Here is a 16446-nt window from a genome sequence, read left to right as displayed (position 1 = left end):
TAATCAAAGTTTAATCAATTTTAATTTCAATGTTTTTTGGTTTATCAACACCTTTTAGGGTTTCAATCATTGCTTTTATGGTGTTTTTTATTATTTTTGAGACGAATGGATTCGCAGGGATAATCTTCCCATTTACAACAATTTTTATACCACTGGACAAAACGCAGTCATTCCATTTCGCCTCTCCTTTAACAACAGCACTTACAAAAGATTTACAGTCATAACCACAGTGTTTACAATTTAAGTTGAACGATGGTACAGTAGCCTTTTCCAAAACGAGTTTTAATACATCCTCAACATCATAGTCGTAATCCTTTATAACCGTTATGGTGTGTTCGTCAATAAGTTCTAAACCTTCATTACCTTTAATCATAACTATTTTTGGTATATTTAATTTTGAGAGTTCTTCTTTGAACCCTTCAACAATAACAAAATCTTCATCTATTTTTGATAAAATTTCTTCAAGAGACAACTTATCTTTATAAAATGCAGTCCCTTTGTTTGTAGAAAAAACTGTTGTGTTTGAGAATTGCTTTAATTTATAAGAGTCCGTTCCTTCAGCGTCAACATCAATGTCTTTACATGTGTGTTTTATAACTGCTGCTTTAAATGGGAGTTTTTTTAAAAGTTCGCAGATAAGGGTTGTTTTTCCAGAATTTTTAGGACCTATAACTCCAATAATCCTCATGGTATCACATCTTATATTGAACATGATTATAATATAAGGTTCATATATTTAAATGTTATTATTGAGATTATAATCATTTGCGAAATTTTGATATTACACATTACGCAATAAATTTTAAATTAATAATGGCTTTTATTAAAATTATACCTAAGACATTAATTAAATACATTATTTAATCATTGATAAAATTAAGTTATTTTACGCAAATAGATATTATACTGGCGTTGAAACTATGATGTTATCTTTTGTCCTTAAAATTTTAACCCTTATGTTGTTTCCAATTAATTTATGTTCATTTTTACAATTTATTATTTGAACTATTCGGTTCTTTGCAACACCTATGACCTCTCCCTTAATCCTCCCATCCATAACAACATCTACATTAACAACCTCTCCCACCTTAAAAGGGCATGGGAGTTTCTTTCTTCTATGTGTTCCAAAATCACTTGGGTGGAGTTTTAATTTAACATCAATACCCTTTGCCCCATATTGGGCTTCATAATCCTTCAATAATTTGTAGAATTTTTTAAATTCCCAAATTTTCATCTTCTTTACCCTTCTACCAAACTGATAAATCAAACACAACTGAACTCCCAATATTGGGTCTTTTTTGTTAGTTATTGGGTTTATGACATTTTGCGGAATTCTTTGGTCTAACTCTATGGCGTAATCAATAACTTTCTTAACTTCCTCATCATTCACATTTGGCAATAGAATTGGGGCTATTAACAAGTGTATCTTTGAATTCTTTATATATTCGGCAATATCTAAAATCTTCTCAATATTGTAATCCTTTCTTCCAGCTAAGATTTTTGCCATCTTTTCATCTAATGCATTAATTGACAAATTAATCCTATGCAGCCCTGCTTCTTCCAACTCATCAATCATCTTGTATGTCAAACCTACTCCATTACTTTGCATCGATACAATACCTTTCCCTTCCTTATTTATTTCGCTTAGATTTTGAACTAAATCTGCCAAAGGGTAGTATAGGGTAGGCTCTCCCTGCCCATCTAAATGTGCCTCGATGAACTTGTTTCCCTTAAACTCAACAATCTTTTTATATTCTTCAACCAAATAATCAACATCAACATAGTAATCATTTTTTCTTGTTTTGGAATGTTTCCCTTCATCAACAGAACAGAATGGGCAGTTTATATTACACCCACTCAAGCCTCTAACTTGGATAATGTTTGTTCCCCTATCTATTAAACCAAATGCAGTGTGTCCTATGAGAGGAATTGGAGGAGCTATGTAGTATGTTCTTCTATTGGTTATCTTATTTACCAAATTTTGGGAAATACTAAGTGATATTAAATTTAATATCCCCCTTTTTATATTTTCTACTTTGAGTGGATGTTCGTTTATTATAATCTTGTCGTCCTCTATATCCACATTGTATGGAATTTCTACCTCGCACTCGTAATTTTTGTTAATTTCCAAAATTAATTTGTTATCTTTACTTTTCACGCCAGTAATCATCCTAAATGATGATAAATCAAGAATATTATTTTTTTCATTTAACTCCATAACATCACCAAAAAGGTTTAATGGTATTTATTATTATGTATTATGTTTAAAAAATATGAAAAATAAAAAAAGCAAAGAATGTTATTAGGTTGTTAGTTTTTTAAATGTTTTTAAATAATGTGGGTAGTGACTATTAATTTTATCGACTAATGGTTAATAACAGAATAAATCAAAAGTTCCAAATTAATTATAAATTCATATAAGATTTTAAATTTTTTGAGATTTTAATTTTTTTAAAGTAATTTCTAAAGGTGGTTTTTATGAAACCTAAAATTTTAGATGCTTCAGCGTTTATTCATGATTACAATCCTATTTTAGAGGAAGGGGAACATTATACAACATACGACATCATCAGTGAGGTTGAATCGCGGGCAGAAATTGTTAAGCAATCTCTAAATCTTGGAAAGTTAAAGGCCATGGAACCAAGTGTTAAGAATATATTAAAAGTAAAAGATATGGTTTCAAAAACTGGAGATGCTTTATCTGAGGCAGATATTGGCATTTTAGCATTGGCATTGGATTTAGATGGAGTTTTATATACTGATGATTATGGTATTCAAAATGTTGCGAGAAAACTTGGTGTTGAAGTGAGGTCAATAATTACAGAGGGTGTTAAAGAGGAGTTTATATGGAGAAAGGTTTGTAAAGGCTGTAAAAAAATGTACCCAATGGAACACGAGGAAGATGTCTGTGAGATTTGTGGAGGGATTTTGGAGAGAAAAATGGTCAAAGGCAGGTTAAGAAAAAAACATAAGGCTAAAAGAAAGAAAAAGAAAAAAATGTGGTAAGTTATGAAATATATAAGAGCAAAATCAAAGGAAGATTTGATAAAAAAGATAAAAGAAACTGAAATGGACGATAATGAGGTCTATATTAATCAGGAATTGAATAGAGACGTTGTAATTGAACTTTTAGAGAATTGGGAAATTGACAAAATATACCTTCCAAAATCAAAATATCAACGAACATCAAAGAAAATTATAAATGCGTTAAAAGAGATAGGCGTTGAAGTTAAAAGTATAGATGCAAAATGTGGAAGGCCTACAAACAAAGACGAACTCATTAAAAAATACATGGATAAGCATCCAAAGGAAATTGCTGAGATAACAAGTATTCCTTTAAAAACTGTTGAGTATCATTATTACAAATTAAGAAAAAAAAATAAAAAAAGAAAATAAAGAATAAAAGAAAAACAATTTGGTGTTTATATGGAGCCAATAGTAATCTTTGTAAATCCAAAATATAGTGGAAATGTAGGAGCAATTGCAAGAAATATGAAAAATTTTGGAGTTAAGGAATTGAGGATTGTTGGAAATAGAGATATTTTAGATAAAGAAGCATACATCAGGGCAGTTCATGCAAAAGACATCTTAGACAATGCAAAATTTTACAACAGTTTAAAGGATGCGATAGAAGATATTGATTTTGTTGTAGCGACATCTGGTGCAATTGGTGGAGATAGGAATTTGAAGAGAGTTCCAATTACACCAAGAGAATTTGCAAAGAGGAGTTTGGAAATTGAAGGAAAAGTAGGAATTGTTTTTGGTAGGGAAGATGATGGTTTAACTAATGAAGAATTGGAGTTGTGTGATTTGTTGGTTTCTATTCCAACATCAGAGGAATACCCTATAATGAATGTGTCCCATGCTGTTGCTGTAATTCTGTATGAACTTTATGTTACAAGGGTTGAACATGAAAAAGAAATCCCATATAATGTTAAAATGAGAGTGGCATCAAAATTGGAAAAGGAGATACTAATTAAGTTATTTAATGAATTCGTAGATAAATCAAATATTCCAGATTATAGGAAAGATTTATGCAAAGTCATCTTTAAAAGGATTATAAGTAGGGCATTCATAAGTGGAAAAGAAGCAAACACGTTAATGTGTGTTTTTAGGGATAAATTGAAAAAGGATTAAATCCTATTATAGTCGTGTGCGTTAGAAAATTTGGCAAAATCCTTTGGATTTTGCCGTATAATTCGGAAAGAAACCTTTAAAAAAGGTTTCATCCAAATCGGATGCACTGCCTCGCTACGCTCGGCAGTGCCTCTTTTGGCAAAACCTTTAGGTTTTGCCGTATAATTTGGTAAATTTTTAAGGATTAATGTGTTATTTCAAATTTTAAGAAAGGATAAAGGTTATTTGAAAATTCATTGATATATAAATAAGTTTAAAAATTAATGGCAAAACCCAAAGGGTTTTGCCGTATATCCTTATTTTTTAACTCACTCTTAATCACTTTTATAATATAATATAGTCGTTTGTGTTATAAATGATCATAACCAAATGTTATGGGAGTATAAGCACTACCAAATTTAAGGACGCCATATCTTTTTGAAATTTATAGAATAATATAAAATAAATTACAAAATCCGCAAACGACTAATTTCTTAAAATTAAAATTTTGGATCTATCTATTTCTGGTATAAAATAATTTTAATAATGATACAATCTTCCACAAAAAGAATAAATGGTGATATTATGAAGATTAGGGGTAGAGCTCATGTTTTTGGGGATGATGTTGATACTGACGCAATCATTCCAGGGCCATATTTAAGAACTACAGATGTTTATGAACTTGCTTCCCACTGTATGGCTGGGATTGATGAGGATTTTCCGAAGAAGGTTAAAGAGGGGGATGTTATTGTTGCTGGGGAGAATTTTGGTTGTGGTTCGAGTAGGGAGCAAGCACCAATAGCAATAAAATATTGCGGAATAAAAGCAGTTATAGCAGAGAGTTTTGCAAGAATCTTTTACAGGAATGCAATAAACATTGGGTTAATTCCAATAGTTTGTAAGGGTATTACCAAACACGTTAAAGATGGGGACGTTATTGAAGTTGACTTGGAAAATGAGAAGATTATAATAAACGATAAAATCACCCTAAACTGCGAAACACCAAAAGGCATAGAAAGAGAAATCTTAGAAGCGGGAGGATTAACCAACTATATCAAAAAACAACAAAATTTAAAAAAGGTCGCATCAAATTAACCAAACAATTAAATTGAGAATTAATAAAAAATATCAATAATTAAACAATTAAAACTAAATCGTTCAAAAAACTCTTTTAGGATGTCCATAATTTGAAACTCAAATAATTTATTTTTCAAAACAGAATTGAAATGAGATAATTTAATGTCAAGGTTAGCAATGCAACCTTAAAAAGGTTGAGCAAAAATTACAGTTTAGTTGAATAATTTATGATTATTCAGCTTCCCTGCAACTACAGTTGCAGTGGATGCAGCCCGAACCTTACGGTTTGGTTGCATCCAAATGGTATGGATGCCAAGTAAAGCGAGATGTCTCTCTGGTTATAAAATATAATGAGGTGATTAAATGTCAAGATTAGCAATTATTGATTACGACAGATGTCAGCCAAAGAAATGTGCAATGGAATGCATCAAATACTGCCCGGGCGTAAGGATGGGGGAAGAGACCATTGTAATGGATGAAAGCTTAGGAAAGCCAGTAATATCAGAGGAACTTTGTAGTGGTTGTGGAATCTGCACTAAGAGATGTCCATTTAACGCCATATCCATCATCGGTTTACCGGAGGAATTGAGTGAGGATAAGATAGTGCACTCTTATGGGAAAAATAGATTTAGATTGTATGGTTTAGTTGTTCCAAGAGAAGGAGTTGTCGGTATTTTGGGGCCTAACGGTGTTGGGAAATCTACGATTTTGAGGATATTGAGTGGGGAGTTAATACCAAATTTAGGCAAATTGGATGAAGAACCATCTTATGACAAGGTTATAAAGCACTTTGCAGGGACAGAGTTGCAGAACTACTTTGAAAAATTAAAAAATAAGGAGATTAAGGTTATTCACAAAGTCCAGTATGTGGATGTTTTGCCAAAGGTTGTTAAAGGGAAGGTTATTGATATCTTAAAGAGGATTGATGAAAAGGAGAAGTTGGATGAGATTATAGAAAAACTTGATTTAAAGAATATTTTGGATAGGGAATTGAGCCAGTTGAGTGGTGGAGAATTGCAGAGAGTTGCTATTGCCGCTGCATGTTTGAGGAAGGGAGATGTCTATTACTTTGACGAGCCAACATCATGGCTTGATGTTAAGCAGAGGTTCAATGCTGCAAGAACAATAAGGGAATTAGATGGACATGTTGTTGTTGTAGAGCATGATTTGATTGTTTTGGATTATTTATCTGACTATATACACATTGTCTATGGGGTTCCTTCTGCTTATGGTATTGTTTCCCATCCAAGGGGAGTTAGAGTTGGAATTAATGCATATTTAGATGGGCATTTGAAGGAGGAGAACATAAAGTTTAGAAAAGAGCCAATAAAGTTTGAGAAAAGGCCACCATTAGATACATCTAACAGGCCTCTATTGCTGAAATATTCAAAAATGTCAAAGGCATTGGATGGCTTTAAGTTGGAAGTTGAAGGTGGAGAAATTTATAAAGGGGAAGTCATTGGTATTTTAGGGCCTAATGGCATAGGAAAGACAACATTTGTTAAGTTGTTGGCAAAGATTATTGAGCCAGATGAAGGAAATGTTGAGGGAGATATTAAGATATCCTACAAGCCACAATACATAACCCCCGACTATGATGGAACAGTTGAGGAGCTTTTATCATCAATAACGAACATAAACTCATCCTACTACAAATCAGAGATAATTAAGCCATTACAACTGGAGAAATTGTTGGATATGAACGTTAAAGATTTGTCTGGTGGGGAATTGCAGAGGGTTGCTATTGCGGCATGTTTGAGCAAAGATGCAGATGTTTATTTAATTGACGAGCCATCAGCATTCTTGGATGTTGAGCAAAGGTTGAGCGTATCCAAAGTTATAAGGAGAATGGCGGATGAGAAGGAAGCGGCAATGTTTGTCGTTGACCATGACATATTATTCCAAGATTACATATCAGATAGATTCATAGTATTCAGTGGAGAACCAGGAAGATACGGAAAAGGTTCATCACCAATGAATAAGAGAGATGGGGCAAATATCTTCCTAAAAGAGATGGGAATAACATTCAGAAGAGACCCGGATACAGGAAGGCCAAGGGCAAATAAGGAAGGAAGTCAAAGAGATTTATACCAAAAAGAAATTGGAGAGTACTACTATGTTGATGAATAAAAATAAAAAAGACAAGTTTAAATTTATGAAAAATATTTATATCATATAAGAACCCAAAAGTAATTAATTTGCTTTTCGATAAATTTTTATGCTCAATATTTATTTAATAGTTTTTGTATAGTTTTGTGTGGAAATTTAATGTAATAAAAATTTAAACAAAGGTTTTGGTATGATTATCATTTTTAAACGCACATAAGCACAAATCTTAACAAAAATGGTGATTGCATGATTGTTGAAAGAGTTCAGGAGTATTTGGAAAAAATTGAAAAAATGAAGGATATCAATGCATACATTGAAGTTAACAAAGAGAGAGTCTTAAAAGAGGCAGAAGAATTAGAAAAAAATGAAAAATTAAAAGATAAACCATTATACGGTAAAATTATTGCAGTTAAGGCCAATATCAACGTTAAGGGCTATACTATCTCATGTGCATCAAAAACACTTGAAAATTATATAGCCCCTTATGATGCAACAGTCATTAAAAAGTTAAAGGCAAATGGGGCCTTAATAATTGGAATGACAAATATGGATGAATTTGCATGTGGAAGTAGTGGAGAAACATCATATTACGGCCCAACAAAAAACCCAAAGGCAGAAGATAGAATCCCAGGGGGAAGTAGTTCAGGAAGTGCTGCCGCTGTTGCCGCTGACCTCTGTGACATGGCACTTGGAAGCGATACTGGGGGAAGTATTAGAAATCCTGCCTCACATTGTGGAGTTGTTGGATTTAAGCCATCTTATGGAGTTGTTAGTAGGCAGGGGCTTTGTGATTTAGCAATGAGTTTTGATCAAATAGGGCCTATAACAAAGAACGCTGAAGATGCCTTATTATTAACAAATATAATAAAAGGGAAAGATCCAAGTGATTCAACAACAGTAGAAACACCAAAATTTGAAAAGGAAGATATCAGCAACTACAAGGTTGGTGTCGTTAAGGAATTTATGGAAGTTGCCGATGATAAGATTAGGGATAAGATAGAGAAAGGCATTGAAGTATTTGGAGATTTGGGTTGCGAAATCGTTGAGTTGAGTTATAAGTATGTTGATTTAGCATTGCCAACCTACTACTTAATTAACTATGTGGAGTTTTTCTCTGCAACAAGAAAGTATGATGGGAGAAGGTATGGTTACAGAATAGAAGAAGTTTGTGGAGAAGAGGTTTTGAGGAGAATATTGATTGGAAAACACATCAGTGAAAAAGAATACAGTGGTAAATACTACAAAAGAGCACTGCAAGCAAGAAATGTTATGAGAAAGGAGATGATGAGAATCCTCAAAGATGTTGATGTTATAGTTGGCCCAACAGTTCCAAAATTACCACACAAATTAGGAGAAAAATTGAGTCCAATGGAAATGTATGCTTACGATGTTTTAACAGTCCCAACAAACATCTGTGGAATCTGTGCTGGAGTTGTGCCATGCGGGGATGTAAATGGTATTCCAGTTGGATTGCAAATTCAGGCAAAGCCATTTGAAGACCAAAAAGTATTAAGTGCGATGATTGCATTTGAGAAGGCATTATAAACTATAATTTTTCTTTTTGTTATTGGGGTGATGTAAATGTTTAAAAAAGTTATAATTAACTCATTTAGGAGTATAAATAATCTTGAAATTGATGATTTAAAAAAAGTTAATTTATTTGTTGGTAAAAACAATTGCGGTAAGACATCAGTTCTTGAAGGGATTTATTTACTAAGTAATCCTATGTCGATTTTAAATTTAGTTAATATTAGAAATTTTAGGAAAATGTATATAGATTCAGAAGTTTTTAACAACGCATTATTGACAATTTTTAATAATATGGATACTGACATTCCAGTTAAGATTGAAGGTTTTATAAATTCATATAAGAAAAAAGAACTTACTATAAATTACATAGATGAAAGTAAGATTAGATACGATGAGAATATTGGTGGTTTTCCAATTGGAGGATTACATTTAAATTACATAACATTTGAAGGTTCTAATATAACCGATGAAAAATGTTATGAAGTGTCTATTTGGGAAAGGGGAGAAAGATTAAAAAATAAGATTGTAATTAAAGAAAATAATAGTATAGAATCTGTTGTTCCTTTTCCTGTGGGAGTTAGAATTTCTCAAATAGCTAGCTTAACAAAAGAACAAAAATCAGTATATTTATCACCAAAGATGGATATGAATGATATAGCAGGGTGGTTAAATAAACTTCAAATTTCAAAAGAAATTGGCGAAATAATAGAAATATTACAAGAAATAGAACCATCTATAAAAGATTTGAGAATTGGGGCAGACGGCATTATATATTGTGATGTAGGTGTTAAAAAACTTATACCAATAAATGTAATGGGTGATGGAATTCTAAAATTATTGATTATTTTATCAGCAATATATAATGCAAAGGGTGGGTTCGTATTTATCGATGAAATAGAAAATGGTTTGCATTATTCGTCATTAGAAATTTTATGGAAGGGGATTTTTGAAGCATCAAAGAAATTTAACGTTCAGATATTTGCAACAACACATTCATGGGAATGTATAGAAGCATTTAGCAATGTTCATGAGAATGATGCAGAAGAAGGGGTTGATATAAGGTTGTATAGAATAGAGAGATATGAAAATGAGTTGAAAGCTATTGATTATGATAGAGAAACAATTAAAGAAGCGATTAAAATGAAGTGGGAGATGAGGTAATGGAGAAAATAACGAAAGGAAAGATACTTATTGTTGAAGGGGAAGACGAAAAAAGATTTTTCAAAGAATTTTTAAATTTTTTAGGTATATCCGATGTTCAAATTTTAAAATACGATGGAAAAAATAACCTTAAAAACAGATTGAAAGTTTGGGTCAGAGATTCTAATTTTAGAAATGTGAATATTTTTGGAATTATTATTGATGCAGATAACAATTCACACACATCTTTTCAAAGTGTTTGTGATATTCTAAGAAATGTGGGTTTAAAGCCACCACAAAAAATGTATGTTTTTTCTGATGGATATCCAAGAATTGGGGTTTATATCATGCCAGGTAATTTTGAAAATGGAATGTTAGAAGATTTGTGTATAAGGACTGTTAAAAATTGTCCTTTAATTCAGTGTGTTGATAACTTAATTGAGTGTGCTAAAAATTTATATAATAATGGCTCTGTTAAGAGGTTCTTTGAAAGTTATGAGTACTTTAAGCAGAGAGGATTTTACAGAAACAATTTTTCGAATTCCAATGGGATAATTAGAAATATCGCAAAAGCAAAAGCGTTAGCATATTTATCAATTATGCCAGAGATTGTTTATTCTGTTGGTGTTGGAGCAGAAAAAGGTTATTGGAACTTTGAATCAGAAGAACTTAATGAATTAAGAAGATTTTTAGAATATTTTAGATAAAACTATTTTTTACATTCAACAACAAAAAGGAAAACTTTATATATTCTTTGTTCTATATTACGAACAATAATAACAAAATGTGTGATATAATGAACAACAACATCTCAAAAATTATTGGAGAGAAGATATCAAAATTAAGAAAAGAGAAAAGAATATCATTATCCAAACTTGCAGAACTTGCTAAAATCTCAAAATCAACGTTATCAAGCATAGAATCTGGAAATGCAAATCCAACAATTTCAACGCTATGGGCAATAGCAGATGCATTAAATGTTTCTTTTGGAGAGTTACTACCAAAAGAATTTAATGAAGTCGATGAATTTGGGATAACTATTAAACTAATAGAGCAATCAGAAGGAAAACCAAAAATTGAGGTTTATTTAATGAAATTAAAGCCAAATAGTGTTAGAGAAGCAAAACCGCACAAAAAAGGAGTTATTGAGAAAGTTTTGGTTATTAAGGGAAAGATGGTTGTTGGCTCTAAAAGTTCTCCAAAATGTTTGAAGGTTGGGGAAGAGATTGAATTTTGTGGAGATGTTCCACATATCTATAAGGCATTGGATGAGGAGGTTTCAGCAATTGTTGTGGTGATTTATCCTCCAATGGAAATTGTGAAAATTAAAAGTTTATTTTAGGTTGGGAATATGTTTAAAAGAGGGTTAATTGGGAGTTTTCCAATTGCTATTGGTTATTTACCAGTTGCCATTACTTTTGGTGTCTCTGCATTGGCTTTGGGGTTTAGTAAGGTTGAGATATTGCTCATGTCATGCTTAATATTCGCAGGGGCGAGTCAGTTTGCTTTAATTTCTCTATTACCTTATTCAGTTATTGATGCGGTATCTGTTGCCTTAATTTTAAACTTAAGACATATAATTTATGGCTATCTCATTTCCCAGAAGTTTGAGTTAAAAAAGCAGTTTATAACTGCATTTGGGTTGACAGATGAGGTTTTTGCCTCTTCCATAGTCTCAAAGGAAAAGGATGAAAAATATATATTAGGTTTGGAGGTTGGGAGTTATTTGTCATGGATTTTGGGGACATTGGTGGGAATTTTTGGAGGAGATATTTTATTATCCAATGAAATTATCGCCCCTTCTTTGTTATTTTCATTAACGGCATTGTATTTCATCTTATTAATCCCAAATATTAAAAAATTAGGTTCATCGGCAATAGTTGGAGGAGTTGTTGCATTGGTGTTTTATTATTTTGGTTATCCATCAATTGGTATATTGGTTGCGGGCATTTTAAGCCCGTTGGTAGTGTTAAAAATAAAATAAGATTTGGGATAACATGAAACATTATTTAGCAATATTGGTTGTCTCAATTGGGACATATTTAATGAGATTGTTGCCAATAATATTTAATAAAAGATTTAAAAAATTAAAAGGTGTTAATGAATTTTTTGCCTATTCATCATCTGCCATTATTTCTGCACTTTTTGTTACTTCGTTAGTGTCTTTTCCAATTAAGTTGGAAAGTTTAAGTATAAGTATAATTGCTTTAATATTTGTATTCCTATCATATAAAAAATGGGAAAATTTTGGAATTTCAATATTAATTGGAGTGATTGTTCATTTAATACTAAATGTAATTTTGAGGTGAAATGTTGAGAGAATTTATTTTTAAGGCAAATAAAACAATAACCTCCTCAAACATAAATTTAAAAGACCTTCCAGGAAGTTGTGGGAGGTTAGATTTGGTTTGTAGATGTGTAAGTAGCGCGTTCTTTTTGTCCCATGACATTAGGAGAGATGTTATTTTCTATGCCGTTTTTTATGGAGAGCCAAATCCACCAGTGGCATTGAAGTTTGTTGGAAATGAATTAAAAAAAGTTTCCCCAGATGAGAGAAATATAGCCATATTTATAAAAAAGGCACTAAAAAAATTTGAAGAAACCCCCGAAAATAAAAAAACTGAATGGACAGAGTCCACACCAGGAATTTATGTTGCTAAAAAAGAGTTTAGAGATATCATTTTGGAGAAAAAGAATGAAGGAAAAAGAATTTTATATTTGCATAAAGAGGGAAAAGATTTTGAAAATGTTAAGATTAACGAAAATGAAGACGTTATGTTTGTTTTGGGGGATCATATTGGTATTGGGGAAGAGGATGAGAAATTTTTGGAAGATATCGGAGCAGAAAAGGTCTCTTTATCTCCATTGGAACTGCATGCAGACCACTGCATAGTTATAGTTCATAACATTTTAGATAAAAGATTTAAAAAATAATTTTTAAATTTATTGCATTATATTTTTTAATTTTAAGAATATACGTAAGTTCTATTTATGATCTATACAGAATTTAAGGTTATTTATGCATTTTATCCTTCATTAAAAATTTGATAAGGTAATTCCAAATTTTAACGTATATTATGCACCAAATTCCTCTTTTTTCCTGATTTTTTTAAGAACCATATAGAGTAAAATTAAAACCACTATTACTCCAAAGATATAATAAACCAATAAATTATTTGATTTTTCTACTTTTTTTGGATATACAACCAACTTTTTAATAACTTTATATTCATTGTGATAATCATCAAAGTAAGATAACAAGGTTGTTATTTCTGTGGTTTTATTTATTGCCTTATCTGTTGTAAAGGAAACTACTTCATAGTCATCTTCATCCAAATCTCCAATATAATTAACATTTCTATCTAATTTTAATCCTTTAATTGTCAAAACACAATGTCTTAAAGGGATTGATCCTCTATTTGCCACGCCTATATCAATCTCATATTTTCCATCAACATATTTACATCCATCAAGATATATGAAGATACTGTTGTTGTATGGTTTAATTGTAACTCTTATGTTTATTGGTATTGTTGTGTTATATAAAACCCCATCCTCTCCAATCCAAAAAATTGATACATATATTGGATATACTCCATCTTTAATATCATTTTTTGCATATATTTTGGTAAAAATTCCCACACTTCCTTTAGGGTAGATGGTTCCTAAGTAGAATTGTGTTGGTCCTACAACATCAACATTCTCATTCCCTACCAACCTAACAGATGTATCCTTTGCAATGCCCGTACCCATGTTTTTTATGATGATTTTGATATCTTTTAATTTTGATTGGGTTATTGAATAATTATCCAAGAAAACCTCAAAGTTGGCAACACCATAAACTGGAAGGTAATAGATTTTTGATATATTTATTTTGTTTATTATTTCTTTTTTGTCATATTCAGTTGCCACAACATTTACACATATCTTATAATCCTGAGAACATGCGTTTTCATCCACATGAAGCCTAAAATGTACTATATCACTCTCTCCAGAGTTTAGATGTGAGATTTTAGCAACACCTTTTGTTGGATTAACTTGCTTTATCTCAAATGGATAATAGGGTTTTATAGTAACAGTTATATCCTTTAAGTTGTAGTCATAGTCATTTGTTATTTTAAACCACACATCTACATCATCCCCAGGATGAATGACATTTGGGTATTTGTCTGTGGGAGTTGATCTATCAACCCTATACTGCGGGTTATCTATTGTTAATGCGTAGGTATTTGCAACAAATATGGCAATCATTAAAATAAAGAATATCTTTTTTAACATAACTTCACCCACATATATGATATTTATTATTACAATTTCAAACTATTATAAATATATAATTATTCTACAATCTCTACACTAACCAGATATGCGGGGTCTGTCCATCGTGAGGATTTAGGAGTAAATGTGAATAAAAGTGCTTCCGCTTAAATTAACCCTCACGATGAACTTGGGTGACATCGGTCTCAACTCTCCTCTGGGTTCATTGGAGAGTAAATCATCGACCTCCACCCCAGCCACGGACATAAAAACCTAACGGTTTTTAAGTTCCCGTCGCTTCGCTCCGGGAGAACCCCAACTCCGCCTAAGAGTTTTTTAACTAATTTAACTCCTCTTTTAAAGATATTAAAAGAGCCGACGAACTGCCTATTGAAAACTCCACATTTTTCACATTTTACAACCTGTCCCTCTTGGGACTCCATTTTACTCCCGCATATAGGACAGGTTTTTGAAGTATAGTGAGGATTAACGTAAAAAACAATACTCTTATACTCTAACTTTTTCGCTATCTCTCTCCAACTCGTTCTATCTAAATCTCTGTTAAAGTTCGAATTTTTATACATATTGGGCTTATCCAAATCCTCAAAGATAAAAATTGCATCTGGGAAAAGCTTTGACAATTGGGAGGTTAATTTGTTAATAAAATCTTCAACTCGATTTTTTCTCCTATTATAATACTTTTTTAGCAAGATACTGATTCTTTTTGGGGCTTTTTTATAAATCGACTTTAACTTATCGATAATAACATCATAAACATTCTTTATTCTACGCAGTTCAGATAAATCAATTCTAATCCACCCTTCTTCTGGATGGAATAAATCTAAGGATTTTAGATTGCTATCTACACCGATAACGACTTTTTTATCAAATATATTTAAAGGTTTTTTAAAGGTTATTAATGCTTCACTGTCTTTTAATATTATCTCTCCAATGTCAAAACCTTTAATTTTTTCGAAAAACCATTCATTTTTAATATCTAAGATTAAATACTCTCTCCTCGCTTTTATCGTTATCCTTATCGTTCCATTTTCTTTATCGTATTTTATTAGGGTATTTTTAACTCTAACAAAAGGTCTTTTAAATGTCGGTTTATTTCTTTTTCTTTTACCATCTAAATAATTCGATTTCCAACTCTCTATTGTTGAATAAGCCACTTTAATAGCTCCATCAACATAATGAGAAGCAAAATTCCATCCATTTAGTAAATAATTTCTTAGTTCTCTTTTGAAATCCTTATCTTTTGGAATTTCTGGGATTAATCGGGTGGTTGTGTAGTATTTGTATTTATTTTTAGATTTAAATCGATGTTTAACTTGTTTTTCTTTCCAGTTGATATTTTCCCAGATAATATCAACTGCTTTCTGAGAGGTACTCATAAATCCATCTAACAAGTTTTTTAAATCGTAATTATGTTTAATCTTGTAAGTTAATACGATTTCGGATGGAAGTTTGTTTTTATTTTGCATTATTCTCGCCCACAATTTCTTTAACTGTCTTTATAAGTTTTTTATATTTGTGGGAACGCATTCCGTATAATTTTCTTGCGAAATAGGAGATAATGGTTATTAAATCTTCTACTAACTCTTCTTGTGGAGCCTTACATTTCTTATTAATAACGATTACCTCCGTTCCGTAAGATTTAAAGAATTCTTTTAATGTTTCAAAGCCAAATCTTGTCAATCTATCTGGATAGGCAATTATTACTTTCTCAACCTCCCGGTTTATAACCATTTTTAAAAGTTTTCTGTAGTTTTTTCTTTTTTCGCTTAATCCACTACCAACATCTTTTAATATCTCTATATTCCAGTCCCTATCTTTTGCGTATGATTTTATCGCGTCTATTTGCCTTTCTAAATCGTCTTTTTGTGTGTTAGATGAAACCCTTGCATAGCCGATAATTTTTCTTTGTTCTTTATCTTTAATTCCTAATATTCGTTTTATTTCACTCTCTGGAACCCTCCTCTTTCCCCCCACAGTTCTAACACACTTTATCTTTCCCTCTCTATCCCATCTTTGCAGTGTTTTTATATGAACTCCTAACAATTCACAAGCTTCCTTCATCGTATATAGTCTTTCTAAACTCATACTTACTCACCAATAATAACTAACACTCATCCAATATATAACAGTTTCGGAAGGCAAAACCTAAAAAAAAGGTTTTACCAAAATATGTTAAATCTTTAAGATCTTGCTAAA

The 16446-nt window shown here is 31.5% G+C and carries 17 protein-coding genes; 12 read left to right on the top strand and 5 right to left on the bottom strand.

The window, feature by feature from the left end:
• Nucleotides 1-10: 10 nt before the first annotated feature.
• Nucleotides 11-688: a molybdopterin-guanine dinucleotide biosynthesis protein B gene (mobB, locus tag METIG_RS07960; protein ID WP_048055595.1), complete on the bottom strand. Its 678-nt coding sequence runs from the start codon at nt 686-688 to the stop codon at nt 11-13.
• 213 nt (nt 689-901) lie between these two features.
• The gene (locus METIG_RS07955; RefSeq protein ID WP_013799702.1) at nt 902-2218 is read right to left on the bottom strand and encodes a radical SAM protein; all 1317 of its coding nucleotides are present in this window, start codon (nt 2216-2218) and stop codon (nt 902-904) included.
• A gap of 260 nt (nt 2219-2478) precedes the next feature.
• On the opposite strand from METIG_RS07955, the gene METIG_RS07950 reads away from it, so the two are divergent.
• From METIG_RS07950 to trmY, 12 genes are all read left to right on the top strand, one after another.
• Entirely contained in the window at nt 2479-3006 is a 528-nt protein-coding gene (locus tag METIG_RS07950) for a ribonuclease VapC5 (protein ID WP_013799701.1), read from the top strand.
• A 3-nt stretch (nt 3007-3009) separates the two neighbouring features.
• On the top strand, nt 3010-3396 hold the full coding sequence (locus tag METIG_RS07945; RefSeq protein WP_013799700.1) for a hypothetical protein: 387 nt from the start codon (nt 3010-3012) through the stop codon (nt 3394-3396).
• 30 nt (nt 3397-3426) lie between these two features.
• Nucleotides 3427-4137, top strand: coding sequence for an RNA methyltransferase (locus METIG_RS07940; protein WP_013799699.1), 711 nt, complete (start codon nt 3427-3429; stop codon nt 4135-4137).
• Between the two features lie 564 nt (nt 4138-4701).
• Nucleotides 4702-5211: a homoaconitase small subunit gene (gene hacB / locus METIG_RS07935; protein WP_013799698.1), complete on the top strand. Its 510-nt coding sequence runs from the start codon at nt 4702-4704 to the stop codon at nt 5209-5211.
• A 345-nt stretch (nt 5212-5556) separates the two neighbouring features.
• On the top strand, nt 5557-7323 hold the full coding sequence (locus METIG_RS07930) for a ribosome biogenesis/translation initiation ATPase RLI (protein ID WP_013799697.1): 1767 nt from the start codon (nt 5557-5559) through the stop codon (nt 7321-7323).
• 192 nt (nt 7324-7515) lie between these two features.
• Nucleotides 7516-8847 carry an Asp-tRNA(Asn)/Glu-tRNA(Gln) amidotransferase subunit GatA gene (gatA, locus tag METIG_RS07925; protein ID WP_281033983.1) on the top strand — a complete coding sequence of 444 codons (1332 nt, stop codon included), beginning with the start codon at nt 7516-7518 and terminating at the stop codon, nt 8845-8847.
• A gap of 36 nt (nt 8848-8883) precedes the next feature.
• Entirely contained in the window at nt 8884-9993 is a 1110-nt protein-coding gene (locus METIG_RS07920) for an AAA family ATPase (protein WP_013799695.1), read from the top strand.
• A complete protein-coding gene (locus METIG_RS07915) occupies nt 9993-10679 on the top strand; it encodes a DUF3226 domain-containing protein (protein ID WP_013799694.1) in 687 nt (228 codons plus the stop codon). The genes METIG_RS07920 and METIG_RS07915 overlap by 1 nt, the downstream gene beginning before the upstream one ends.
• Before the next feature lie 77 nt (nt 10680-10756).
• Nucleotides 10757-11314: a helix-turn-helix domain-containing protein gene (locus METIG_RS07910; RefSeq protein ID WP_013799693.1), complete on the top strand. Its 558-nt coding sequence runs from the start codon at nt 10757-10759 to the stop codon at nt 11312-11314.
• A 9-nt stretch (nt 11315-11323) separates the two neighbouring features.
• On the top strand, nt 11324-11956 hold the full coding sequence (locus METIG_RS07905) for an AzlC family ABC transporter permease (protein ID WP_013799692.1): 633 nt from the start codon (nt 11324-11326) through the stop codon (nt 11954-11956).
• A 13-nt stretch (nt 11957-11969) separates the two neighbouring features.
• Nucleotides 11970-12281: an AzlD domain-containing protein gene (locus tag METIG_RS07900; protein WP_013799691.1), complete on the top strand. Its 312-nt coding sequence runs from the start codon at nt 11970-11972 to the stop codon at nt 12279-12281.
• 4 nt (nt 12282-12285) lie between these two features.
• On the top strand, nt 12286-12906 hold the full coding sequence (gene trmY / locus METIG_RS07895) for a tRNA (pseudouridine(54)-N(1))-methyltransferase TrmY (RefSeq protein ID WP_048055709.1): 621 nt from the start codon (nt 12286-12288) through the stop codon (nt 12904-12906).
• Nucleotides 12907-13047: 141 nt separating this feature from the next.
• Here trmY and METIG_RS07890 read toward each other — a convergent pair whose 3' ends face one another.
• The 3 genes from METIG_RS07890 to METIG_RS07880 all read right to left on the bottom strand — a co-directional run bounded on the left by METIG_RS07890 (nt 13048) and on the right by METIG_RS07880 (nt 16335).
• The gene (locus tag METIG_RS07890) at nt 13048-14250 is read right to left on the bottom strand and encodes a COG1361 S-layer family protein (protein WP_013799689.1); all 1203 of its coding nucleotides are present in this window, start codon (nt 14248-14250) and stop codon (nt 13048-13050) included.
• A 185-nt stretch (nt 14251-14435) separates the two neighbouring features.
• Complete coding sequence (locus METIG_RS07885) at nt 14436-15716, bottom strand: RNA-guided endonuclease InsQ/TnpB family protein (RefSeq protein ID WP_013799688.1); 1281 nt, start codon at nt 15714-15716, stop codon at nt 14436-14438.
• Entirely contained in the window at nt 15706-16335 is a 630-nt protein-coding gene (locus METIG_RS07880; protein ID WP_013799687.1) for an IS607 family transposase, read from the bottom strand. Before METIG_RS07880 ends, METIG_RS07885 begins: the two co-directional genes overlap by 11 nt.
• Between the last annotated feature and the right edge of the window lie 111 nt (nt 16336-16446).

Source organism: Methanotorris igneus Kol 5 (genome assembly GCF_000214415.1).
Lineage (GTDB): Archaea > AGJL01 > Methanococci > Methanococcales > Methanococcaceae > Methanotorris > Methanotorris igneus.
Note: the sequence above shows the minus strand (reverse complement) of the source record. Positions and strands in the feature narration are given on the sequence as shown.